Raw genomic sequence first — 22,962 nt, 5'->3', positions numbered from 1 at the left:
GTGGGCGCGAGGGCGACGGGCAACCGGGCGACGAGGCGCATCGCCGGTCGGCCCGGTCAAAAAATCACTCGTCGTCGTCGTCGAGCGCGGCGAGCACGTCGGCGGTGCCGGGCGCGGAGCCCTCGGCCGCGCCACGGAGGCGCGAGAGCTCGCGCTCGAGCGACTCGACCCGGGTGGTGAAGCCGCGCAGGACGGCGTCGAGGTCGTCGATGGTGCGCTCCTGGAACGCGAGCTTGACCTCGAGCTCGGTGATTCGCTGTTCGAGCCTGGCGATGTCGGCGTCGGTGGCGGGCACGGGCCAGGGGATACGCAAGGCGCGCGGCGCGTGCAAGCGGGCACGGGTGCGCCCGCGCGGGGGGACCGGGGCGTCGCGGGGCGCGCGGCGGCAGAGTTCGGCGTAAAAAGCCAGGGGCGCGGGCGCGGCGGGCCGTGGTTGAAACCCCCGGCGCGGGGCCTTAGGCTCGGAGCGCGCGTGCCAGAGTTCATCGACATCCTCGATCCCGTGGCCGGTGCGGGGATGGTCGGTCAGGTGCGGGTCGATCGGCGCCCCGGGCCGGACGGCAGCGCGGCCCCGCCGCTGGTGATCCTCGGCGGCATGACGCAGACGCTGTCGAGCTGGGGCGGGCAGGTGCGGCCGCTGTCGGCGCAGCGGCCGGTGATCGTGTACGAGGCGCGCGGGCAGGGGCAGACGCGGCTCGACCTGAGCGACGTGACGCCGCCGGTCCACGTCGGCGACTTCGAGCGCCTGCTCGACGCGCTCGGCGTCGCGGGGCCGGTCGATTTGTGCGGCTTCTCGTTCGGCGGGCGGATCGCCCTGGCGATCGCGGCGGAGCGGCCCGAGCGGCTGCGCCGGCTGGTGCTCTCGGGCGTCAGCGCCGGCCGCGGCGCGCTCGGCCGCGTCATCGTCCGCGCCTGGCGCGAGGCGCTGCGCACCGGCGACCTCGGCGCGCTGGCGTGGATCAGCCTCGGCGACACGCTCGGGCCCCGCTACCTCGCCGCCAACGAGGCGGTGCTCGAGGCGTTCGTCAAGGCGACGGTCGAGCGCAACACGTTCGCGGGGATCTCGGCCCTGTTCTCGCAGACCATGAACGACGCCCCCGACTCGCCGTGGGCGCCGCTCGCCCTGGCGCCGCGGGTGCAGGCGCCGGCGCTGCTGCTGGCCGGCGCGCTCGACCGCCTGGCCCCCGCGGCCGAGCTCGACGCGCTCGCGGCCGCCTTCCCGCACGGGGCCCGCGCCGAGATCCTGCCCGACGTCGGCCACACCGTCGCCATCGAGGCCGCCGAGCGCTGGCGCGCGCTCGTGCTCGAATTCCTGGCCTGAACCACATGGCGTGAAGGACATGTTCTTCGGAGCATTATGAGCGGCAACACTTTCGGACATGTCTTTCGGGTCACGACCTTCGGCGAGTCGCACGGCGGCGGGCTCGGGGTCGTCGTCGACGGCTGCCCGGCCGGCCACCCGTTCCCGCACGCGCGGATCGCCGCCCAGATGGCGCGCCGGCGGCCGGGCCAGGGCAAGCTGACGTCGGCGCGCCAGGAGGCCGACGCGGTCCAGGTCTACAGCGGGCTCGAGCCCGAGACCGGGCGCACCCTCGGCACGCCGATCATGATGATGGTCGGCAACAGCGACGCCCGCAGCCACCACTACGACGACCTGGCGGCGCTGTACCGGCCGTCGCACGCCGACTACACCTACGACGCCCGCTACGGGCTGCGGGCGGTGGCCGGCGGCGGGCGGGCGTCGGCGCGCGAGACCGTGGGCCGGGTCGCGGCCGGGGCGCTGGCCGAGGACCTGCTCGCGGCGCTGCACGGGGTCGAGATCGTGGCTTATGTCGCGGCGGTCGGCGACGTCGAGCTGCCGGCGGTCGACGAGGCGACGCTGACGCGCGCGCAGGTCGACGCGAGCGCGGTGCGCTGTCCCGAAGAACATGTCGCGGAGGCCATGACCGCGGTGATCGAGGCGGCGCGCAAGCAGGGCGACACCGTCGGCGGGGTGGTCCGTTGCGTGGTCCGCGGGGTGCCGGCGGGCTGGGGCGCGCCGGTGTTCGACAAGCTGACGGCCGACCTGGCCAAGGCGATGATGAGCCTGCCGGCCAGCCGCGGCTTCGAGGTCGGCGACGGCTTCGCGGCGACGAAGCTGCGCGGCTCGCAGCACAACGACCCCTTCGTCAAGGACGCGGAGAGCGGGCAGATCCGGACCACCACCAATCACTCCGGCGGGATCCAGGGCGGGATCAGCAACGGCGAGGCGATCCGCCTGGCCGTCGCGTTCAAGCCGGTGGCGACGATCTTCCAGCCGCAGCAGACGGTGAACCGCGCCGGCGAGGCGGTCACGTTCCAGGCCCGCGGCCGTCACGACCCGTGCGTGCTGCCGCGAGCGGTGCCGATGGTCGAGGCGATGGCGGCGCTGGTCCTGTGCGACCACATGCTGCGCGCCCGCCTGGCGACCATGGACGGGCTGCGGCGATGACGAGCGAGTCGCCCGAGGCGCGCCGACGGGCGTTCCGCGTCGTCTCCGGGGGCGAGCCGCGGCCGGCGCTGCCGCCGGGGCCGGTGGTGATCGAGGCGCCGCAAGGGACAAGCTCGAATGAGCCTGTCTTTGTAGACATGTCCGGAGGGCCCCGCGTGCTGGCGCCCGGGGCCCCGCCGTCGCCCGGGACGGCGCCGCTGGAGATCGCCCGCCACCTGCGGCTCGGCGAGGCGCTGGTGTGGTGGGACGCGAAGGCGGGCTACGACCTGCGCCCGCTGGCGTGGATCGGGGGCATCAGCGCGGCGGTGCTGCTGGTGGCCAGCCTGCTGGCGCCCGAGTTCTGGGACCAACCGTTCGCCGAACTGTGGCGGCCGATCGCGGTGCTGCTGTCGCCGATGCTGCTGTGGCTGGTGCGCGAGCAGTTCAGCCAGCGGGCGATCCTCGTCACGGACACCGCGGTCCTCGAGGTGCCCCGCCGCGGTGAGCCGCAGCGGCTGCAGTTCTCGGCGGTGCAGCGGGTCCGCCGCGACCTGCTGACCGGCGGGCTGGTGTTGACCGGGAAGCTCTCCAAAATCCGCGTGCCCGCGAGCCTGGTCGAGCGCACCCGCGCTGCCATCGCGTCGCAGCGCAAGGGCGCGCTGCGCAGCCAGGCCGAACGGCCCGACGACCCGCTCCGCTTCATGGGCTGAGCGGCGGGACGGCCGCTGCGCGCCGTGAGAGGACGTGATCGTGGCCGACCCGAAGCTCTGCCGGCGCGCGAGTATCGGGTGTGGATCTGGGTCGCGCCCGACCCGGGCTCGGTGGTCGCCGAGATGGTCGGGGTCCTGGCGCGCGAGCCGGCTCGCCTCGACGCGTGGCTCGACGCCGAGGCCCGCAACGCGCGCGAATTTCGCGTCGGGCTGGACCTCGCGGGGCTGCAACAGAGCCGCGATGCCACGTTGCGCGCGCTCTTCCGGGAGGTGCTCGGCGACCTGCCGGCGGCGGCGCGGACGGCCGTGGCGGCCGCGCTGGAGCGGCCGGGCGATCTGCCGGCCCAGCCGCTCGGAGCGGCGTAGTGCAGCAGGTCGGGGCGGCGCTCGGTGAGAACCCGCGCAACCACAAGCCGCCGGTGCAGGCGCCCGCCGCCGGCTTGCTGGCCCGGCGCGTGCTGGCGGCCGGGGGCACGTTGCGGGTCACTGCGCCGTCAGTGGAGGGGCCGTCGGTCGTGTCGACGGCGACTGTCCGAGCGCTGCTCCAGGCCCTGCGCGACGACCCGCGGCTGTGGGCCAGGTGGTGCAACCTGTGCTCGATCCACCGCGGCTGGGCCGGCGGGTTCAGCAGCTGCGCGCGCGCAGCCGCGGCGGCCCTGCCCGAGAGCGAGCGACCGGCGGTGCTCGCGTGGTTGAAGGAGCGCGAGTGGTGGTCGACGCCCGGGAGCTGTGCGCTGCGCGGGAGCGCGGTGGTACAGACGTTCACGAGCGAGGTGACGGAGCGGGCGCTGGTGCGAGGACCTTAGCGGGGTCGTATCCTTGGCTTCGCGCGCTGCACGAGTCTCGAGGCCGTCCTCGCGCGGCGGTTTCGCGCCGCCGGGGATTGCGCCATTCGCTGACTCCGTGATCACGGCGGTGCGGCGAATGATTCAATGTAGAGAGTCGGTCGATCGACCGGACTGAACAACGCTGACGGCTCCTCGCGGGGGCGTGACGCGAGGATGTCGATCAAAGCCGGACCGAGGGCTCCGCGCTCGCGGGTGTCCAAAGTTTGTTCGCGTCAGGGCGATGTCGCGCTGATTGAACAGATTATGTATCACCTTTTATCTATTAAATTCCGGTATCGCGCCTTGACGCCTGACAAACCTTTTTCAGACTCGAGCACCATGCTGCCGTCTCGCTCGACCTGGCCTCTGCCTCTGCTCGTTTTCGCGCCGCTCGCGCTGGCGGCAGGGGGATGCAATCGCTCCGGCGATCCGCTGATTCCGGAGTCGGTGCTCGGGCACTGCACTTACAAAAATCGTTTCTCCGACCGGACGGAGTGCCGCGAATACCGCGGTGACCGCTGGGACGAGGCGGGGGCGAGCGCGGACTGTGGGGAGTGGGGCGCGGAGCTCGAGAGCGGGGCCTGCGATGATGAAGACATCCTGGGCGCGTGCGTGCTCGGCGATCCGGAGCGGGTGATCCGCGTGGTCGTGCCGGGCTCCGACGCCGGTGATTGTCGGCAGCAGGAGCGGGGTTGCGAGATCTTCGGCGGCGGGATCTTCGTGCCCGGGCCGGTGTGCGGCGGCGAGGACCTGCCCGACCCGGTCGAGGGCGACGTGTTCCAGTGGCCGGTGCTCGAGTGCAAGCCGCCGCTCGCGGGCGAGCCGGCCGGGCAAAGCGAGGGCGGCGATGTCTGCACGTGGTCGATGATCTCCGGCTGCACCGAGCCGGGGCGCGACTTCGCGGCCTACGCGTCGTGCGATAGGGTGCGGACGCAGCGGCCGTACTCGGCCCAGCCGACGCCGCAGCCGGAGGTCGAGGACCCGCGCCTGTCCGACCCGGCCTACGCGGAGGAGCTGGCGTGGGTCACCGAGCAGGTGTCGGCGTGCGCGTGCGTGTGCTGCCATCAAACGAGCCTCACCCCCGACGGCGCGGCGATCTGGGACCTCGAGGCGCCCGGCAATTGGATCCACACGTTCACGCCGTACGGCCTGGCGTTCGCCGGCGGGTTCCTCGATTCGTCGCTGCTCGGGGCCTACCCGGCCGACCAGAACAACGGCTTCGACCGCGCGAGCACGGGCCTGCCGACGACCGACCCGGAGCGCATGCGAGCCTTCTTCGCCGCCGAGCTCGAGCACCGCGGGCTGTCGCCCGACGACTTCGCCGACGCCGACCCGACCCCGGCGCCGTTCTACCAGCAATACCTGTTCGCGCCGCAGGCGTGCGCCGAGGGCGAGGGCGTGGCCGCGGACGGGACGATCACGTGGGAAGGTGGCAGCGCCCGCTACGTGTACGTGCTCGCCGCGGACGCGCCGAACCCCGGGGTGCCGCCGAACCTCGACCTGCCCGAAGGGACACACTGGCGCGTGGAGGTCCCATGGGACAGCGCGCCGATGCCGAGCCGCAGCGTCCGCTACGGCGAGCTCCCCGAAGGCGCGCGCCAGGGCTTTCCGAAGGACGGCTCGCCGCCGGCGCTGGAGGCGGGCAGCACGTATTACCTGTATGTGCTGGCCGACATCGGCGTGCCGATCACCCGCTGCCTGTTCAAATACGCGGGGTGAGCCGCTGCCGTCGGGCGTGTCTCCGGAGGGTCGCTCGGGGCGGGGCGCGGCTGGGTCGCGAGCAGGGCGAGCGGGCGCGGCGAGCGACGCGGGCGCTCGCAGTTCGTGAGCTCGGCGGGCGCGGCTCGCGGCGCCGGCTCGCGGCGAACGGCAGGCGAGCGCGGCGAAGAGGCGCCATGACGATTGGCATGAGTTCGGCGGGACGTCGAGCGGCGCCGGTCGGATGCGAACGGCAGGCGCCCGCGGGGAGGAGGCGCCGCTCGACGATTGGCATGAGTCGGCGGCGCGGCGAGCGGCGCCGGCTCGCGGCGAACGGCAGGCGAGCGCGGCGAGGAGGCGCTGCTCGACGATTGCCACGAGTTCGGCGGGCGCGGCGAGCGGCGCCGGCTCGCGGCGAACAGCCCCCGGATCGCTGCGAGCAGCATGGGCCGGGCGCGGCGAGCGACGCGTCGATGGTATGACTCCGGCGGGCGGGCCGCCGTGCGATCACCGTTGATGCTTTTTTGATCTGCCTGGTGATCCGGTCGAGGTTGCTGGCGTAGCCTGCCGGGGTCGTGATGCCCCGCGTCCTCGCGCACGTGTCCGCTCCGCCCGTTCGCGGCTGCGCTTTCCGGCATGTCCTAAAAAACATGTTGAAATGGACATGTCCGGTGTTGCTGCTCGGCTGCCTCGAGACGGAGGAGGCGCGGGGCCGGCAGGTCGAGGTCGAGGCCGACGCCGGGCTGCAGATGTGCGCGGGGACGCTCGAGCACATGGACCGCTTCGTGGAGCGATTCGCCGAGGAGATCGGGCTGCCGCTGGCGGACGAGCCCTGGATCAAATTCCGCTGGATGACGCCGGAGCACTACGCGCGGCGCAACCCGTGCGGAGGGATGCCGGCGTGCGCGGTGATCCGCACGGTCTACGCCAGCGAGATGCCGCACGAGCACGAGCTGGTCCACTCGGCGGCGAGCGACCTCGGGCTGGCGCACCCGTTCTTCGTCGAGGGGCTGGCGATGGCGTTCGAGGGCGGGACGCGCGACGCCAAGCCGACCGACGACGAACCGGAGGCGGAGGGCGAGGCCGAGCCGGCGCCGCGGGTGCTGGCGGCGCTGCGCGACCGCTCGACCTGGCTGCCGGGCGAGTACTACTTCGTCGCCGGGGCGTTCACGCGCTACCTGATCGACCGCTTCGGGCTGCGGCGGCACCTCGAGTTCTACCGGCGGACCTGGTACGCCGACCCGTACCGGGCGCTGGCCCGCGAGTTCAAAGAAGTGTTCGGGGCGACGCTCGCGGACGTGGTCGCCGCGTTCGAGGCCGAGCGCGCGGACTGCCCCTATTCCGCGTACCGCTTCAAGCTGCTCGAGTGCGAGGCCCCCGAGGTCGCGTGGGACGGCGACCGGCTGGCCCGCTACTTCACCCTCGACTGCGACGACGCGGCGGCGATCGGCGAGGCCGGCGTCCACGTGCGGACGGTCCACGGCTTCGAGGTGGCCGAGGCCGGGCGCTTCCGCGTCGAGCTGCGCGACGCGGCGGCCGTGCGCGCGACGATCGGCAGCTGCGGCGGGTGCGAGCGGGCGATGCTGGCGCGACTCTACACCGGCGAGGTGCAGGAGCTCGAGCTCGCGGCGGGGCGCTACTTCCTGCGCGCCGAGACCGACGCGAGCGAGCCGGTGCGGTTCGGGGTGGTGATGGAGCGGATCGACGAATGAGCGGTCGGGCCCTGCTGCTGGCGATGCTCGCGGCCGGCTGTGAGCTGTCCTCGGAGCAATGTGCGATCGACCCGGTGTGCGCGACGCCCGGCGAGCGCTTCGGGGTCGGCAGCGGCGGCGGCCCGGCGCTGGTGCGCGACCTCGACGGCGACGGGGCGGTCGAGTGGATCGCGGTCAGTCCGGCGCTGGGGACGCTGACGATCGCGTGGGGGTGGTCCGGCATGGCCGAGACCTGGCCGATCGGCCAGGCACCCGCGGGGCTGGCGATCGCCGACGTCGACGGCGACGGGCGGCTCGACGTGGCGGCGCCGCTGGCGGACGAGGGGGCGGTGGCGCTGCTGCGCGGGGCCGGGCGCGGCCAGCTGCGGAGCGGCGAGCGCGTGGCGGTGGGGCCGCGGCCGATCGCGCTGGCGAGCGCCGACCTCGACGGCGACGGGCGGGCGGAGCTGGTGGTCGCCGACGAGCAGGACGGCGACCTCCGGGTGCTGCGCGTCGGGGCAGCGGGGTGGCGGGGCGACGAGCCGATCGCGGCCGGGGACGGGCCGACGGCCCTGGCGACCGGCGACTTCTCGGGCGACGGCCGCCTCGACGTGGTGGTGACGCTGGCGGGCGAGGGCGCGGCGAGGCTGTTCCTCGGGACAGGTGACGGCGGGCTGCGGGCCGGGGCGGAGCTGTACGCGGGGGCGGGACCCCGGCAAGCGCTGGCGGCCGACTTCGACGGCGACGGGGCGCTCGACCTGGCGCTGATCGACGACCTGCTCGACGAGGCGGCGCTGGTCCTCGGCGACGGCGCGGGCGGGGCGCGCGAGACCCGGCGGTGGGCGGTGCCGGCAGGCCCTCGGGACATGGTGGTGAGGATAGGTTCGAAGGGACAGGAGCTGTTGATCCTGTCGGCGCTGCAGCCGGCGTTGACGCGGCTGCCGCTGGCGGCGCCCGGGCTGCGGACGACGATGAAGGCGGGCGTGTGGGACGGGCTGGCGGTCGGCGACGTCGACGGGGATGGCGTCGAGGAGGCGGTGGTCCGCGACGCGGCCGCGGGCGCGACGGCGCTGCGCGAGCGGCCGGGGTTCGGGTTCTCGCCGTGGTTCGCCCGCGACGGGGCCGATCTCGCCGGGCCGCTGGTGGCGCGCGACGTCGACCGCGACGGGTGGACCGATCTGGTGGTCGCGAGCGGCGCGCGCGGCGAGATCGCGCTGCTGCGCGGGCAGGAGGGCGGTTTCGCGGCGCCGGTGCGCTCGCCCGGGCCCGAGGACGCGGCCGCGCTGGCGCTGGCCGACCTCGACGGCGACGGGGTCGACGACGTGGTGACGTGGCGCCGGGCCGGCTACGTGCGTCCCGACGAGGCGCGGGCAGGGTCGCTGTGGAGCGCGCGCGGGGTCGGCGAGCGCTTCGAGTCGCCGGTCGAGTTCGCGTTCGCGGGCGACCCGCGGCGGGTGGTCGCGTTCGACGGCGACGGCGACGGTCGGAGCGAGCTGCTGGCGCTGCAGGCGGCGTTCGGCGCGGCGCCCGGGGCGGACACGGACGAGGCGGGGGCGGGGCTGCTGACGCTGGAGCTGACGGACGAGGCGTTCGCGCTGGTCGACAGGTCGATGTCGTTCGAGTTCGCGGCCAGCGAGGACGTGATCGTCGGCGAATTTTCAAAGGAGCACGTCGGCGACGAGCTGCTGCGGATCGGGGCGGGGGCCGAGGGGCCGGAGATCGTGATCGAGAGCCGCAGCTCGGGCCGGCGGTGGGCCGCAGGGACGCTGCCCGCGGGGCGCACGCTCGGGCTGACGCGCGCCGACTTCGACCGCGACGGGATCGCCGACCTGCTGGTCTGCCGCGAGGACGGACTGATGATGGCGGCGGGGCGCGCGTGGAACGCGTTCGCGCCGGCGGTCCAGGTGTCGCAGGCGCGCTGCGACGGGGTGGTGGTGGCCGAGCTCGACGGCGACGGGCGCACCGACGCGATCGCGCTGACTGAACAATTTCTGCAGCCGTCCGCGACGGTGCAGCTCGGGCACGCGCTGCCGTGGGTGCCGCAGCTGGTGGGCGGCGGGACGACGACGGCGAGCAATCGCCCGCGCGCGCTGGCGGTGGCCGACTTCGACGGCGACGGCGCGCCCGACCTGGCGGCCTCCGGCCTCGACGGGCTGCAGGTGCTGCGCGGCGGGCCCCAGGCGGTGCTGGCCCCCGATCGGGCGACGGCGCTGCGGGCGGCCCAGGCCGGCGAGCTGCAGCTCGGCGACGTCGACGGCGACGGCCGCGACGAGGTGGTCGCGTTCGGGCGCGGGGGGGATGTCGGATTGGGCAGGTTCGATCGGTCAGGTCGTTTGGGACCTGTTCGATACGACATGTTCGATGAGGCAGATGATGGGTCGGGCGGGGGCGCGCGGGGGTTGCTGCTCGACGTCGACGGGGACGGCGCGGACGAGCTGCTGTGGGCGCTCGCGGGGGCCGACTTCGTCACCGCGCTGCGGCGGGCGCGCGGCGAGCGGTGGGATGCGGTGGCCGCGTTGCCGTTTGCGATCGAGGCGAGCGGCCCGCTGCGCGCCGGCGATGTCGACGGCGACGGCGACGCGGACCTGGTGTACGTGCATCAGGCGGGCCTGCTGGTGACGCACGCGGGCGGCCCGGACGGCCTGGGAGCGGGCAGGAGCGGGCCGTTCGTGGCCGAGGGGGCGATCGGGCCGTGGCTCGGGGACGTCGATCGCGACGGGCGGCTCGACGCGATGCTGCTGTCGTGGGGCGGCGGGGCGCACGTGTACCCGGGCGACGGGCGCGGCGGGTTCGTCGACGCGCCGCGCACGTGGCCGATCGGCTGGAGCTCGGGCCCGCTGGCCACCGGCGATGTCGACGGCGACGGCCACGGCGACCTGGTGGCCGCGGCCGGCTACGACGGCGGGGCGACGCTGCGCGTCTGTCACGGCGGCGCGGACGGGCCGCGCGGCGATTGCCGCGACCAGCGCCTCGGACCCGCGGAGGCGGCGATCGGCGGGCTGGCGGTCGAGGACGTCGACGGCGACGGGGCCACCGACGTGCTGGCGGTGCTGGTCGCCGGGAGGTCGCGCCGGCTGGTGTTCGGCCGCGGCGGCGCCGGCGAGCTGGCGCTGCACGTCAAGCCGCTGCCCGACGGCGGGTCGGAGACGAGGAGCGACAGCGCGATCCGGCGGGCCCGGCTCGACGACGAGGGGCCCGAGTGGGTCTACGTCGACCGCGAGGGCCTGACGCGCCTCGGCGTGCGGGCGCGGTGAGCGGGCTCGTGAGATGCTCGCCGGGACGTCGGAGTGCGCGTGGAGCCGCGCGACTGAGGCGGGTGGACCTGGGATTGCGCGAGGTCGGGCGATGAGCGCGGCCGATGCGAGAATGTCCTTGGGGACATGCGCGTGCGAGGGGCGAGCAAGGCCTCGCGGATCCTCTACGGGTGTCTATTCAAACATGTTCTTCTAAACAGGGTCTTCTTGCCAGGTCGCGTCGGGGTGCTCGCCGAGGCGTGGGGGGCGGCGGTAGTGCGCGATCGGGGTGCGCGAGAAGACGATCGGATTTTTCAGACAGGGGGTGCGGCCGTCGTCCATCGCGGTGAACAGGCCGCGGTGGGCGACCTGCGGGTCGGCGGCGACCTCGGCGAGGTCGCGGATCGGTCCGTGCGGGAATTGCGGGGCGGCGGCGGCGAAGATCTGCAGCCACTCGTCACGTGTCTTTTGGGACAGGCGTTGCTCCAACAGCGCGACCAGCTCGGCTCGGTGGGCGACGCGCGCGGGGTTGGTGACGAAGCGGGGGTCGACGGCCCACGCGGGTTCGCCGAGGGCGACGCACAGGCTGGCGAACTGGAGGTCGCTGCCGACCGCGAGCATCAGCGGGCGGTCGGCGGTGGCGAAGCTCTGGTACGGGACGATGGTCGGGTGGGCGTTGCCGAGGGGGCGCGGGACCTCGCCGGTGCACAGGAAATTCATGGCGACGTTGGCGAGGCCGGCGACCTGGGTGTCGAGCAGGGCGAGGTCGATGTGCTGGCCGAGGCCGCTGCGGCTGCGCTCGAGCAGCGCGGCGAGGATGGCGACCACCGCGTAGAGGCCGGTGCCGAGGTCGGCGACGGCGACGCCGACCTTGGTCGGCCGGTCGACGTCGGGGCCGGTGATGCTCATGAGCCCGCTGAGGCCCTGGATGAGGGCGTCGTAGCCGACGCGGGCGGCGTCGGGGCCGGTCTGGCCGAAGCCGGTGATGCTGCAGTAGACGAGGCGCGGGAAGCGGGGCGCGAGCGCGGCGTAGTCGAGGCCGTGGCGCGCGAGGTCGCCGACCTTGAAGTTCTCGAGCAGGACGTCGGCGCCGGCGAGCAGGCTCAGCAGCGCCTCGCGGTCGGCCGCGCGCTTGAAGTCGAGCACGCGCGAGCGCTTGTTGCGGTTGCAGGCCAGATAGTAGGCGGCGCTGCCCTCAAAGTCGGGCGGGCCCCAGCGGCGCGTGTCGTCCCCGAGAGGATGTTCGATCTTGATCACATCTGCCCCGAGATCCCCGAGCAGCTGGGCGGCGCTGGGCCCGGCGAGGATCCGCGACAGGTCGAGCACGCGCAGGCCGGCGAGCGGGAGGGCGGCTTTTTCCATGGGTCGGAGGATACTATCGGCGACCCGCACAGGAGGCGAAGGACATGAGGGGAGCCGAGGTGTACTTCGGGACAGGTGACGCGGAGGCGCGGCGATGACTCGCATCGTGCGGGCCCTCCACCGCGCGGTGCGGCTGCCGGGGCTGCGAGCGCCGCACGACACGCTGCACGCGCGGGTGTTCTACCCGGGCCGGCTGACGGGCACGCCGGCGGAGCGCGACCTCGGGGCGGTCGAGGCCGACGCCGACGCGGGGCCCTTCCCGGTCGTGATCTTCTTGCCCGGGGTCAACGTCGGGCCGGAGAGCTACCGGTGGCTGGCGCAGGCGCTGGCCGACCGCGGTTACGTGTTCGTGACGTTCTCGTACGTCGGCGAGCAGCGGCCCGGCGAGCCCGGCGCGATCGGGCTCGGGCCCGGGCTCGACGCCTCGCGCCTCGGGCCCGAGAGCTTCGGGCACGCGCCGACTTCGTCGACGATCGGGCCGCTGCTCGACGAGCTGGCCAGGCTGCAGTGCGAGGGCGTCCTCGCAGGGTTGCTCGATCTCGAGCACGTCGTCCTCGGCGGCCACTCCGCCGGCGGCTGCGCAGCGCTGCAGAACGCGGCCTTGCGCTATTTCAACAACCTGGCCGCTGCGTTCGCGTACGCGGGCCATGCGGGGGCCCTGACCGCGCTCGGCTGGCCGGAGCACTCGCTGCTGCCGCTGCCGGGCGAGGTGCCGCTGCTGCTCCTGGGCGGCGAGCGCGACGGAGTGATCGCGGCGAGCAGTCACCGCTACGGGTCGTCGCCGTCGGACGCGTTCGCCCTGCTGCGGCGCACCTTCCACGAGGCGCTGCCGGGCGGGCGTGGGGACGCCCACATGTTCCTGCTCGCGGGGGCCAATCACTTCGCGTTCTGCCACCCCGACGATCCGACCACCGGGCGCTCGTTCCTCGATCACCGCGCCACGGCCCCCGGCGAGGCGCTGCGGAACTTCTTCGTCGAGGTCATCTCGACGTTCCTCGACGCATATGTCCGCGAGGACAGCGAGGTGGTCGAGCAGCTCGATCAGCTGTCGGGGCATCCGCTGGTGCTCCAGGCCGGGCGGCGTTGAGTCCGACGTGAGGGCCCACCCAGCGGGCTTTTCGGCGGAGGAGTCATCGCCGCGGCGGCGGCCCGGCCGCGCGGTTTGCCGGCCGCGGCGGCCTCGTGCTACGGTCCCGCGCACCATGGCACGTACAACGTTTTATTCGCTGCTGACGCTCTCGCTGGCGGCGTCGCTGAGCGGCGCCTGCTCGTCGGAGATCGACGGCAAGCCCAAGGCGCAGGTCGAGGACGTCAAGAAGCCCGAGGCCAAGGTCGAGGCCAAGGCCGAGACCAAGACCGAGGCGCCGGCCGCGGCCGCGCGCACGCTCAAGCTCGACAAGACCGGCAGCTCGATCCAGTTCGTCGGCGCCAAGCTCACCGGCGACCACAAGGGCGGCTTCGAGGAGTTCGAGGGCGAGGCCAAGATCCACGGCGACAAGATCGAGTCGCTGCGGGTGACGGTGCAAACCAAGTCGGTCACCTCCGACGCGGCCGACCTCACCGGTCACCTCAAGAGCGCCGACTTCTTCGATGTGGAGAAATTCCCGACCGCGGTGTTCTCGGCCAACGAGTTCGTGCCGAAGGCCGGCGACAACGGTGCGACCCACGAGATCGGCGGCGAGCTCGAGCTGCACGGGCAGAAGAAGGCGATTCGCTTCCCCGCCAAGGTCACCGTCGACGCCCAGGGCGCGCAGGGCCAGGCCGAGTTCACGATCAACCGCAAGGACTTCAAGATCGAGTACCCCGGCAAGCCCGACGACCTGATCAAGGACGAGGTCCTGCTGAAGCTCGACCTCAAGTTCAAGGCCGGCTGAGTACGTAACGGCGTTCATTCGCCGTCGTCTCGATGGTACTATCGCCGGCGCGCGGCTCCGTGGTATCAGCCGCGCCATGGCCAAGAAGCTCGCCCTCGCCGCGCTCCTCCTCAGCGTCGTCGCGCTGTTCCTCCCGCTCCGGTCGCTCATGACCATCACCGAGGGCGTCTTCGCCGGCGACTTCAAGAACATGGGGCTCGGCTTGATGCTCACCGTGCCGTCGATCCTGCCGTCGTTCTTCGGCGTGGTGGTCGGCCGCAAGGGCTTCGCGCGCGGCCTCGGCGTGCTCCACCTGCTGTTCGGCCTGATCGGCGTCGGCCTGTGCTACTTCGCCACGACCCGCCCCGCGGGCGTCCAGTTCGAGGTCGGCGGCTACGTGGCGTTCGCCGCCGCGGCGCTGGTGCTGGTCGCCGGCTTCATCGGCCTGGCCAAGCCCGAGCGCCGCTGAGATGTAAGGACATGTCCAAAAGGCCTGGTGCCTTCGGACATGTTGAATGGGTCATAAAGTCGGGGACATGTCCTGGCGGACATGCCGGCTAGGCTCAGGGCTGGTGTTGGGCGTCGTGCTTGGCGTCGTGGTTGTCGAGCGCGGCCTGGGTCTGCGGCTCGGTGATCGTCAGGTCGAGCGCGAGCTGCCAGCGGCCGTCGGCGTCGCGGCGCCACAGCCGGAGGTAGCCGCCGCGCTCGGGGGGGGCGTTCGGCTTGACGGTGCGCGTGGCCTCGCCGTAGACGTAGCCGAGGTCGCCGGCCGCGGACACGCCGTCGCCGCGGCGGGTGTAGGTGAAGGCGTCGCTGCGGCTCAGCAGGGCGGTCTGGACGGCGTTGGCGCCGGTGACGGGGAAGCTGCCGGGGGGGAACCAGCGCAGGTCGGGCGCGGCGGCGGTCAGGAGGGCGCGACCGCCCTCGGCGGCGATGCCGGCGATCAGCGCGTCCTCGGCGGCGCGCAGGCTCTTGAGCTCGGCGACGCGGTCGGCCGAGCTGGCGTACTCGCGCGCGGGCGCGTGGGTGAAGCGGTCCGGCAGGTTGAGCGGGGGCGGGTGCGCGCTGCCGCCGTCGACCACGAGGCGCCAGCGCTCGCCCTCCTTGCGCCACACGCTGACGTAGTGGCCGTGCTTGACCTCGCCGCTGTCGCGCTGGTGCGACTGATAGGGGCCGGTGGTGTAGCCGAGGTCGCCGGAGGCGGCGATCTCGGCGAACGCGGGCTCCCAGGTCAGGCTGAAGCCGGCGGGACCGGCGAGCGCCTGCGCGGCCGGCTGCGGCTCCGGACGGAGGAGCACGGCGTCGGCGGCGAGGTTGCGGGCGAAGCCGTCGACCACCCCGAGCTCGGCGACCTCGCGGCCGAAGTTCCGCTCGGCGCCGACCAGCGGCATGACGTGAGCCTCGGGCAACTTCTCGGCGCAGGCCCCGAGCGCGACGGCGAAGACGACGGCGATGACGCGACGCACGCCGATCTCATAGCACGTAGACCGACGGCCCGGGGCCGGCGTTGCTGGCCCTCACCACAGGAGATTTGCATGCGCTTCATCGTGTTCGCCTCGCTCGTGCTCTGTTCCACCACCGCCTGGGCCGCGCCCGCCGCCCGCACCGACGCCGAGGCCGACGAGGCGGCCTTCAAGGGCCAAAAGGGCACCACCCAGCTGTTCGACTTCGAGAACGACACCGTCACCAGCAACGCCCTCAAGCCCGATCACGAGGGCGTGCAGAGCCGGACGGCGCGCAAGTGGGAGAGCATGATCAAGGTGCGGGCCCACTTCATCCCGCAGATGCTGCAGATGGCCCACGACGTGTGAGCCCGCAGCAAAACGCCCGCCTGGTCGATCGGCCAGGCGGGCTCCCGGCGGCGAGACGCCGGCGCGATGCCGCGGCGATCGCCGCGACGCTGAAGTCGTTCGATGGGCCAGGCGGGCCTCGTGCCTCGGCGGCGTGAGCGGCGATCGGCCGAGAGCTTCAGTTGGCCAGGCGGGCCTTGTTGCGGGCCTCGGCGGCGCGGGCCGCGATCAGCTGGCGATCGTCGGCCATCGGCGCGAGGCTGAGGTAGTGGTTGAGGTCCTCGACGGCGGCGCGGTAGGCCCGGCGCTGCAGCTGGCACAGGCCGCGGTCGCGGTACTCCTCGGCGGCGCCGGGGCTGAGCAGGAGGATCCGGTCGCTCGCCGCGAGCGCGCGCTCGAGGTCGCCGCGGCTCAGGTGGACACTCTTCAAATTGTTCAGCATCCGCACCAGCAACTGGCGGCCGCCGACCGGGCGCAGTTGGTTGCGGTCGAACTCGACCCGGCCCTGGGTCTTCTGCCGCAGCATCACCCGGCACTCGTACTCGGTCAGCAGGCGGCCGCCGTGGAACGGGTCGATGTAGAGCTGCGGCAGGTCGAGGTCGACGGCGAGGAAGTGGGCCGGGAAGCCGACCCCGGCGACCCGCAGGCCGACCCGCCGCGCCAGCTCGATCAGCAGCAGGGCCAGCGAGATCGGCAGGCCGCAGCGGCGGTCGAGCACCTGGTGGAAGTAGCTGTTGCGGGGGTCGTAGTAGTCGGACTCGTTGCCGTGGAAGCCGAGCTCGCGGAACACGTAGGCGAGCAATTGGTCGAGCTTCTCGCGCGCGGTGTGGTCGGGCTGGAGCCGCGGGCGCAAGGTCGCCGCCAGGTCGTCGAGCCGGGCCAGGTAGTCCTCGACGTCGATTGGCCCGTCCTCCTCGGCGCCGATCCACAGCGCCGTCTCGCCGAGGTCGAGCGCGTGATCGGGGGCGGCCGCGAGGCGGGTGAATTGCTGGCGGGCGTGGTGTTGACGGGCGTCCATCCCGAGGCGCTGCGATCACGATAACTCACAACCCCGGCGGCGGCCGCGACAGGCCGTGTGAGGGCTGCCGCATGGACACGCGAACGAGTGTCCGGACACGCCGGCGGGGCCCCCGATCGGGGTCCGCGCCGAGCCCGGCCTGCGGTATACCGCTCGCGGACGGTCATGCGTTTCCACGAGACGATCCACGGGGTCTACTTCGACGACCTCGACGCCTTCCACATCCTCCACAACGCCCGCTACCTGCTCCTCTTCGAGCACGCGATCGGCTCGTTCTGGCGCCACCTCGGCTGGGCCGGGGTCCTCGACTTCAACACGAACCCCGACCAGTACCACCTGGTGCGGGCGAATTCCCTCGACTACCAGCGCCCGGTGATCGGCACCGGCCAGGTCCGGGTGCGCGTGTGGGTCGAGCGGCTCGGTCGTACCAGCCTCACCTTCGGCCTGCGCGTGATGCCGCTGGACGAGGACATCGACCACGCGACCGGTCGTCGCACGGTGGTCCGCGTCGACCCGGAGACCAAGCGGCCGTGCGCCTGGACCGCCGCCTTCCGCGCCGAGATCGCGCCGTACTGCGCGCACATCGAGACCGAGGCTGGCAAATGAGACATGTGTTTGAAGGCATGTCCCTCGGGGCATGTGCTTTGGGGCTGGTGGTCGCGCTCGGCTGCACCCCGCACGACTTCGCCCGGCGCGAGCTGCTGTGGCCCGACGGGGCGCCGGGGGCCAAGGGGACGGCCAAGGCCGACCGGCCGGAGCTTTTTTACTACCTGCCGCCGCCGGGCAAGTCGAACGGGGCGGCGGCGATCGTCGCGCCCGGGGGCAGCTACGCGCACACCGGCGGGCTGCGGCCGGAGGCGTTCCCGACGGCCCGCTGGCTGAGCGAGCAGGGGTTCGTGGCGGTGGTGCTGCGCTACCGCGTCAGCGGCGACGGCTACCACCACCGCGACTTTTTGGCCGACGGCCAGCGCGCGGTCCAGCGGGTCCGTTCGCAGGCGGGCGAGCTCGGGGTCGACGCCGGCAAGATCGGCTTCGTCGGCTTCTCGGCCGGCGGGCACCTGGCCGGCTTCGTCGCCACCGCGTGCCCGAAGCAGGGCGACCCGGCGGCGAGCGATCCGCTCGCCCAGGTGTCCTGCCGGCCCGACTTCATCGTCATGGTCTATCCGGTGATCACCCTCGACGACCGCTGGGCCCACCAACGCAGCAAGCGCAGCATGCTCGGCGAGGAGCCGGCGACGCCGGCGCTGGTGCAGGGGCTGTCGCTCGAGCAGCGGGTCACGGCCGACACGCCGCCGGCGATGCTGGTCCACTCGCGCCGCGACGCGAAGGTGGTGTTCCACAACAGCGAGCTGTACGACGAGGCGGCCCGCGCCCGCGGGGCCTCGTCGCGCCTGCACCTGTACGACGACGGCCGCCACGGCGTCGGCCTGGCCCAGCGGCCCGGGATGCCGCAGATGGCGACGTGGCCGGCGTCGATGCTGGCGTGGCTGCGCGAGCTCGGGGTGCTGCCGGCGAAGTAAGGGACATGCCCTGAAAAGCATGCTCGGAAGGGCATGCCCGTCAGGACATGTTTTAAAATTCAGTCGGCGAGGGCGAGCGCGGGGCCGGCCGGCTCGTCGAGGAGCTGGCGCAGCGGGACCGCGGCGCTGTAGCGGTGGCGCCGGACGTGGGCGCCGGCGCAGGTGAGCACGGCGTCCCAGCGCCGGGCCCACAGGTCGGCGTCGATGCCGTCGCGCACGCTCTGGACCAGCGCGATCTCGAGGCCGGAGATGCCCTTCGGCAGCCAGGACGCCTCGGGACAGGCCCCGGAGGCCCGGTAGGCGCGCTCGAACCGGTCGAGCTGCTTGCGCTCGCCGGCCTGGCTGGCCTCGAGGTCCGACATCACGACGACGGTGGTCCGCTCGGGCTCGCGGCGGACCGGCGGGAGGTCGGCCAGCTTGGTGAAGAAGGCCAGCAGCGAGGTGCCGGGCTTCGGTGTGTAGCCGGCGACCCGGTCGCGCCAGCCGTGGATCCGCACGGCCCGCTCCTCCTGCAGGCGGGTCCGGCGGGCGTCCTCGCCGGCGTTGAGCTCGCCGACGCGGGCGCTCTGGGCGACCTCGAGCTGCTCGAGGCACTTCTGCTGGAACAGGCTGTCGGGCTTGCAGCCGTCGCACAATACCGGCGCGGCGGTCCAGCGGGTGCCGACCTCACCTGGCTCGAAGGGCATGTCGGGGGTGGTGGAGCGGTCGCTGCGGTCGGTGATCAGCAGCACGCCGACGCCCGACTCGGGGCCCAGGGTGGCGGCGTAGGCGACGGCGGCGTCGAGCTGGGCGTCGGCCAGCTCGCGGTTGCTGCCGCTGCGGTCGACGCCGAACAGCAGGTTGCGGGCAGGGCGGTCGTCGGGGGCGCGGGTCGGGCCGAACGCGGCGTAGGTCTTTCCCAAACGGGCGACGCACGGGGGGCGCCAGTCGTCGCGCGGGGCCGCGGGCTGCAGGCCGGACTGCCACCACAGCAGGCCGCCGAGGAGGGCGCCGCCGAGCAGCAGGCCGCCGAGGGCGGCGAGGGGTTGAAGGTGGCTCATGGGACAGCTCCGATCGGGGAAGGCAGGTGCTTGGAGGGACATGCCTCGCGGGACGGTCGACGACCGGCCCGGCGGGCGGCCCAAGGTGTTTTAGGGGACATGTCTCAAGGGACACTCCACCGTCGGTCCAACAGGCCGCGGAGAGGTCGTCGCCGAGGGCGGATGAAGGTGGCTCATGGGACAGGTGCTTCCATAGACCTGTCTCAGGGGGCACTTCCGGACATCTGCAGCGGGGCGTGCGGCGGGGCCGGGGGCTCGTCGGCGACGCGCACGACCTCGGCGGGGAGCGCGAGCGCCTGGGCGCCGTCGTCGTGGCCGAGGATCGTGGCGATCACGTCGTCGAGCGCCGACCACACGCCGACCAGCAGGCCGACGGCGAGCACGAGGGCGACGGCGGGGGCGCCGAGGGCGATCGCGGCCAGCCACACGAGGGCGAGCACGGCGAGCCGCGGGAGGGCGGAGATCAGGCGCAGCACGCCGAGCCGGGCCAGCCAGCCGTCCATGGCGCCGACGAGCAGGCCGCCGGTGTGCGCGGCGACCCACGGGACGGCGAGGCCGAAGCCGATGAAGATGATGTTGCTGACCATGACCGAGGAGCCGACCAGGCCCTGCTCGGCGAGCACGAGCCCGCGCGAGGCGGCCAGAGCGGCGTCGAAGGCCGAGGCGCCGCCGAGGACGAACCACCGCAGGACGCTGCCGCCGCCGCGGATGGTGTCGAACACGCCGAACCACACCTCGAGCACGGCCTTGAAGGCGGCGACGGCGACGTAGAACGACCACTCGGCGGCCCCGGGCGAGAGCAGGCCGAACAGGTCGAAGCGGTACGGCGGCTCGGGGAAGACGTCGCGCAGCAGCAAGGTGGTGAGGACGACGTCGAGGGCGGTGAGGCCGAGGCCGGCGACGAGGGCGATCCGCTCGCCCAGGCGCATCGGCGGGGCCTGGGCGTCGGAGGGCGGCTCGCGCGGCCACAGGCGCAGGCTGAGGCGCCACACGGCCTCGCCGGCGCCGACCAAAAGGCCGCGCAGGCGGCGGTGCCAGCCGAGCTGGACCCGGCGCAGCAGGGCGCCGAGCAGGAGGAAGCCGAACGCGAGCAGGGCGAACAGGCCGGCGCCGCGGACGGCCTGGCTGCCGGCGTCGGCCGGCGGCGGCAGCCACACGGCGAGGCCGAGGACGCACAGACCGGCGAGGCCGACGGCGAGCGTCAAGGCCCGCGTGCGCCGCTGAGAGGGGAGGTGGCCGGGCGGGCCGGCAGGGCTGGGTGGCATCGAGGTCATGGCGGGTCCTCCGGCCGCGTGCGGCCCGCGCCCGGGCCCTCACGCGCGCGTCAATGGCGAGATGTCCCCTCGGACATGCTCTGAAAGTCCTACGGCGCCGCGGCTCACGGCGCGCGGCCGGTCGTGTCACGCGCGAAGCGGCGGCGGTTATTCCCGCGAGCGAGAGGGCATGCGCAGGACGGCGTGGACCGGGGCGGCGGTGCAGTCCGGCTGGCCCAGCGTCAGGCGCGGCGGGCGTTGCCGAGGGCGAGGCCGACGAGGAGCGGGACGAAGCCGAGAGCGACCTGCGAGGCGAGCAGCCCCGCGTGCGAGAGGACGCCGCGCTCGACGGCGACCAGCGACGCGAGCAGGCAGGCGTGCAGGAGGAGGCCGACGGCGACGACGGCGACGACCCGCGTGCGATCGATGAGGCCGGCGGCCCAAAGGCCACGCAGGCCGATCAGCGCCAGCGGGGCGAGCAGCACCACCGAGGTGAGGACGCCCGGGTTGTAGCGCTGGGTGACGACGGCGGGGCCCACATGCACGACGGCGTTGGCCAGCGGAATCCCGAGCGCCGCCGCCCCGACCATGGCGTTGCGCGGGCCGACGACCGCGCCGGAGATGAAGGCGATCCACACCGCGCCGACGTTGACCGCGAACAGGAACGCCGGGTCGGCCGGGCAGGCGGCGAGGTCGGGGTGGCCGAGGGTCCGGCAAAACTCGGCGAGGAACGGGTAGGGCCGCCCGAACACGTCGCGGCCGTGCTCCTCGAATTGATGGAGCATGTAGACCGGCAGGCCGATCTGCAGCAGCCACGACGGATCGCGCAGCCGCGGCGGGGCGCCGGCCGGCCGCGGCCGCAGGACGAGCACGAGCGAGAGGAGCGCGCCGGCGATCAGGGCGACGTAGGGCCAGCCGTAGAGGATGTCGTCCACGCGCACGATCGCGTACCGCTCGGCGGGGAAGAAGACAAGTGTCCCGAAGGACAGGTCAACCGTGCGCGGAGGCGCGTTCTCGCGCGGCCTCGGCCTCGCTGTCGCGGTTCACGTGTCGTCGTCGGCCTCGCCGTCGGGCACGGCGGTGAGCGGCGGCAGGTCGAGCCAGTCCGGCGGCGGGCGCATGCGGGCGGTCCGGCGCTCCTGCAGCGTGGCGATGACGCGCTGCAAGGTCGGGTCGTGCCACGGGCGGTCGTCGAGGCGGTGGCCCTTGCCGATGTTGCAGCGGGCGCAGGCGATCGCCAGGTTGGTGAGCGCGTCGGTGCCCCCGTGAGCGCGCGGGACGATGTGCTCGATGGTGGCGGAGGTGAGCGGCGCGCCGTCCTCGGTGAGGGTGTGGCGGGCGTTGCAGTGGATGCACTTGCCGGTGAGCACCGCCCGGCCGTCGCCCGCGACCGCGCGCTCGAAGGTGCGGTCGGTGGCGGCGCACCACAGCAGCAATCGCTGGGTCCGGCGCGCGCTGCCGCGGCCCTGCTGCTTCGTCCTCATGGCGCCTCGATCTTGGCGGCGCGCAGCTCGGCGAGGAGGACCGGCAGCAGGGTCGGGCCGGCGGCGACGACGTCGGCGCAGCCGAGCTGCCACGGCGCGCCGTCGAGCCGGCAGATCTGCCCGCCCGCCTCGCGGATGAGCAGCGCGCCGGCGGCGACGTCCCACGGCTGCAGGTGGTACTCCCAATAACCGTCGAGGCGGCCGGCGGCCACGTAGGCGAGGTCGAGCGCGGCGCTGCCGGCCCGTCGCACGCAGCACACCTGCGGCACGACGCGGCAGAACTCGGCCAGGTTGTCGTCGCGCGTGGTCGCCCGCTGGTACGAGAAGCCGGTGGCGATCAGCGCCTGCTGCAGGCGGCCGGCCTGCGAGACCGCCAGCGCCCGCCCCGGCCGCGCGTTGCGGTCGAGCCGCGCGCCCTGGCCGCGCACGGCGGTGAAGGTCTCGCCGCGGATCGGGTCGTGGATCACGCCGAGCCGGGCGCCGTGCTGGTCGCACAGCGCGATCGAGACGCAGAAGTGGGGGAAACCGTGGGCGAAGTTGGTGGTGCCGTCGAGCGGGTCGATCACCCAGCGCTGCTCGCCCGGGCCGGGGAGGACCGTGTTCTTGGGGTCATGTCCGGAAAGACCTGACTCTTCGGCCAGGAACGAATGGTCAGGATGGACGCTGCGCAGGGCCTCGAGCACCACCGCCTCGGCGGCGCGGTCGGCGGAGGTGACGAGGTCGATCGGCGACGATTTGGTCTCGACCTCGAACACGCCCTCGAAGTGGCGGAGGAGCACCGCCCCGGCGGCGTGGGCGGCGGCGGTCGCGAGCGCGAGCTCCGGGTCGTGCATGCGGCGTACGTAGCACAGCCGCCGGACCCGCCCGACGCGCGGCCGGGGCTCGCGGCGGATCGCCGGCGAAGGCCGCGGACGGGAGCGCGCACCTCGCCGCGGCGGCTCGGGTCGGCGCCGCGGCGTGGGGTGCGCGGCGGGTCGCTGGCTGAAGGGACAGACCGGGTTCGCGGCGGGGCTGCGCGCGGTGCGCGAGTCCGG

The 22,962-nt window shown here is 73.6% G+C and carries 23 protein-coding genes; 14 read left to right on the top strand and 9 right to left on the bottom strand.

All coding sequences use genetic code 11. The annotated features are described in order from the left end of the window. Positions 1 to 64 precede the first annotated feature (64 nt). Complete coding sequence (locus tag NAEX_RS50200; RefSeq protein ID WP_170135741.1) at positions 65 to 295, bottom strand: SlyX family protein; 231 nt, start codon at positions 293 to 295, stop codon at positions 65 to 67. A gap of 177 nt (positions 296 to 472) precedes the next feature. Here NAEX_RS50200 and NAEX_RS15395 point away from each other — a divergent pair, with 177 nt between their 5' ends. From NAEX_RS15395 to NAEX_RS15365, 8 genes are all read left to right on the top strand, one after another. Continuing rightward, the gene (locus NAEX_RS15395) at positions 473 to 1,321 is read left to right on the top strand and encodes an alpha/beta fold hydrolase (protein WP_096328250.1); all 849 of its coding nucleotides are present in this window, start codon (positions 473 to 475) and stop codon (positions 1,319 to 1,321) included. Positions 1,322 to 1,357: 36 nt separating this feature from the next. Continuing rightward, a complete protein-coding gene (gene aroC / locus NAEX_RS15390; RefSeq protein ID WP_096328249.1) occupies positions 1,358 to 2,470 on the top strand; it encodes a chorismate synthase in 1,113 nt (370 codons plus the stop codon). Beyond that, positions 2,467 to 3,159 carry a hypothetical protein gene (locus NAEX_RS15385; RefSeq protein WP_096328248.1) on the top strand — a complete coding sequence of 231 codons (693 nt, stop codon included), beginning with the start codon at positions 2,467 to 2,469 and terminating at the stop codon, positions 3,157 to 3,159. Before aroC ends, NAEX_RS15385 begins: the two co-directional genes overlap by 4 nt. Before the next feature lie 111 nt (positions 3,160 to 3,270). Further along, positions 3,271 to 3,525 (top strand): hypothetical protein, encoded by a 255-nt coding sequence (locus NAEX_RS15380; RefSeq protein WP_143141304.1) that lies wholly within the window; start codon positions 3,271 to 3,273, stop codon positions 3,523 to 3,525. Then, positions 3,525 to 3,965: a hypothetical protein gene (locus tag NAEX_RS15375; RefSeq protein WP_096328246.1), complete on the top strand. Its 441-nt coding sequence runs from the start codon at positions 3,525 to 3,527 to the stop codon at positions 3,963 to 3,965. The genes NAEX_RS15380 and NAEX_RS15375 overlap by 1 nt, the downstream gene beginning before the upstream one ends. 468 nt (positions 3,966 to 4,433) lie before the next feature. Continuing rightward, positions 4,434 to 5,705: a proteinase inhibitor gene (locus tag NAEX_RS15370; RefSeq protein WP_245913725.1), complete on the top strand. Its 1,272-nt coding sequence runs from the start codon at positions 4,434 to 4,436 to the stop codon at positions 5,703 to 5,705. A gap of 629 nt (positions 5,706 to 6,334) precedes the next feature. Then, positions 6,335 to 7,396 carry a hypothetical protein gene (locus tag NAEX_RS50195; RefSeq protein WP_170135740.1) on the top strand — a complete coding sequence of 354 codons (1,062 nt, stop codon included), beginning with the start codon at positions 6,335 to 6,337 and terminating at the stop codon, positions 7,394 to 7,396. Next, the gene (locus NAEX_RS15365) at positions 7,393 to 10,629 is read left to right on the top strand and encodes an FG-GAP repeat domain-containing protein (RefSeq protein ID WP_170135739.1); all 3,237 of its coding nucleotides are present in this window, start codon (positions 7,393 to 7,395) and stop codon (positions 10,627 to 10,629) included. The genes NAEX_RS50195 and NAEX_RS15365 overlap by 4 nt, the downstream gene beginning before the upstream one ends. Before the next feature lie 192 nt (positions 10,630 to 10,821). Here the strand turns inward: NAEX_RS15365 and NAEX_RS15360 are convergent, their stop codons facing one another. Beyond that, entirely contained in the window at positions 10,822 to 11,970 is a 1,149-nt protein-coding gene (locus NAEX_RS15360; RefSeq protein WP_096328244.1) for a CaiB/BaiF CoA transferase family protein, read from the bottom strand. Positions 11,971 to 12,064: 94 nt separating this feature from the next. Between NAEX_RS15360 and NAEX_RS15355 the strand changes: the two genes are divergently transcribed. From NAEX_RS15355 to NAEX_RS15345, 3 genes are all read left to right on the top strand, one after another. Beyond that, positions 12,065 to 13,057, top strand: coding sequence for an alpha/beta hydrolase family protein (locus NAEX_RS15355; RefSeq protein ID WP_096328243.1), 993 nt, complete (start codon positions 12,065 to 12,067; stop codon positions 13,055 to 13,057). Between the two features lie 115 nt (positions 13,058 to 13,172). Beyond that, on the top strand, positions 13,173 to 13,844 hold the full coding sequence (locus NAEX_RS15350; protein ID WP_170135738.1) for a YceI family protein: 672 nt from the start codon (positions 13,173 to 13,175) through the stop codon (positions 13,842 to 13,844). Between the two features lie 76 nt (positions 13,845 to 13,920). Further along, on the top strand, positions 13,921 to 14,292 hold the full coding sequence (locus NAEX_RS15345) for a hypothetical protein (protein ID WP_096328241.1): 372 nt from the start codon (positions 13,921 to 13,923) through the stop codon (positions 14,290 to 14,292). 94 nt (positions 14,293 to 14,386) lie between these two features. Here NAEX_RS15345 and NAEX_RS15340 read toward each other — a convergent pair whose 3' ends face one another. Beyond that, a complete protein-coding gene (locus NAEX_RS15340) occupies positions 14,387 to 15,289 on the bottom strand; it encodes a nuclear transport factor 2 family protein (RefSeq protein WP_096328240.1) in 903 nt (300 codons plus the stop codon). Between the two features lie 69 nt (positions 15,290 to 15,358). On the opposite strand from NAEX_RS15340, the gene NAEX_RS15335 reads away from it, so the two are divergent. Continuing rightward, positions 15,359 to 15,634 carry a hypothetical protein gene (locus NAEX_RS15335; protein ID WP_096328239.1) on the top strand — a complete coding sequence of 92 codons (276 nt, stop codon included), beginning with the start codon at positions 15,359 to 15,361 and terminating at the stop codon, positions 15,632 to 15,634. 157 nt (positions 15,635 to 15,791) lie between these two features. On the opposite strand, the gene NAEX_RS15330 is transcribed toward NAEX_RS15335, so the two are convergent. After that, the gene (locus NAEX_RS15330; RefSeq protein WP_096328238.1) at positions 15,792 to 16,631 is read right to left on the bottom strand and encodes a SirB1 family protein; all 840 of its coding nucleotides are present in this window, start codon (positions 16,629 to 16,631) and stop codon (positions 15,792 to 15,794) included. Between the two features lie 165 nt (positions 16,632 to 16,796). On the opposite strand from NAEX_RS15330, the gene NAEX_RS15325 reads away from it, so the two are divergent. After that, a complete protein-coding gene (locus tag NAEX_RS15325; protein WP_096328237.1) occupies positions 16,797 to 17,237 on the top strand; it encodes an acyl-CoA thioesterase in 441 nt (146 codons plus the stop codon). A 17-nt stretch (positions 17,238 to 17,254) separates the two neighbouring features. Continuing rightward, entirely contained in the window at positions 17,255 to 18,151 is an 897-nt protein-coding gene (locus NAEX_RS15320; protein WP_170135737.1) for an alpha/beta hydrolase, read from the top strand. A 59-nt stretch (positions 18,152 to 18,210) separates the two neighbouring features. Here the strand turns inward: NAEX_RS15320 and NAEX_RS15315 are convergent, their stop codons facing one another. The 5 genes from NAEX_RS15315 to NAEX_RS15295 all read right to left on the bottom strand — a co-directional run bounded on the left by NAEX_RS15315 (position 18,211) and on the right by NAEX_RS15295 (position 22,761). Further along, positions 18,211 to 19,191 carry a hypothetical protein gene (locus NAEX_RS15315; RefSeq protein WP_096328235.1) on the bottom strand — a complete coding sequence of 327 codons (981 nt, stop codon included), beginning with the start codon at positions 19,189 to 19,191 and terminating at the stop codon, positions 18,211 to 18,213. Positions 19,192 to 19,394: 203 nt separating this feature from the next. Further along, positions 19,395 to 20,465, bottom strand: coding sequence for a hypothetical protein (locus NAEX_RS15310; RefSeq protein ID WP_143141303.1), 1,071 nt, complete (start codon positions 20,463 to 20,465; stop codon positions 19,395 to 19,397). Positions 20,466 to 20,686: 221 nt separating this feature from the next. After that, positions 20,687 to 21,379 carry an HXXEE domain-containing protein gene (locus tag NAEX_RS15305; protein ID WP_096328233.1) on the bottom strand — a complete coding sequence of 231 codons (693 nt, stop codon included), beginning with the start codon at positions 21,377 to 21,379 and terminating at the stop codon, positions 20,687 to 20,689. Positions 21,380 to 21,487: 108 nt separating this feature from the next. Beyond that, positions 21,488 to 21,928: an HNH endonuclease gene (locus NAEX_RS15300; protein ID WP_096328232.1), complete on the bottom strand. Its 441-nt coding sequence runs from the start codon at positions 21,926 to 21,928 to the stop codon at positions 21,488 to 21,490. Further along, complete coding sequence (locus NAEX_RS15295) at positions 21,925 to 22,761, bottom strand: inositol monophosphatase family protein (RefSeq protein WP_096328231.1); 837 nt, start codon at positions 22,759 to 22,761, stop codon at positions 21,925 to 21,927. Before NAEX_RS15295 ends, NAEX_RS15300 begins: the two co-directional genes overlap by 4 nt. Positions 22,762 to 22,962 lie beyond the last annotated feature (201 nt).

The organism is Nannocystis exedens (assembly GCF_002343915.1).
Taxonomy (GTDB): domain Bacteria; phylum Myxococcota_A; class Polyangia; order Nannocystales; family Nannocystaceae; genus Nannocystis; species Nannocystis exedens.
This window is presented reverse-complemented; position numbering and strand designations above follow the sequence as displayed.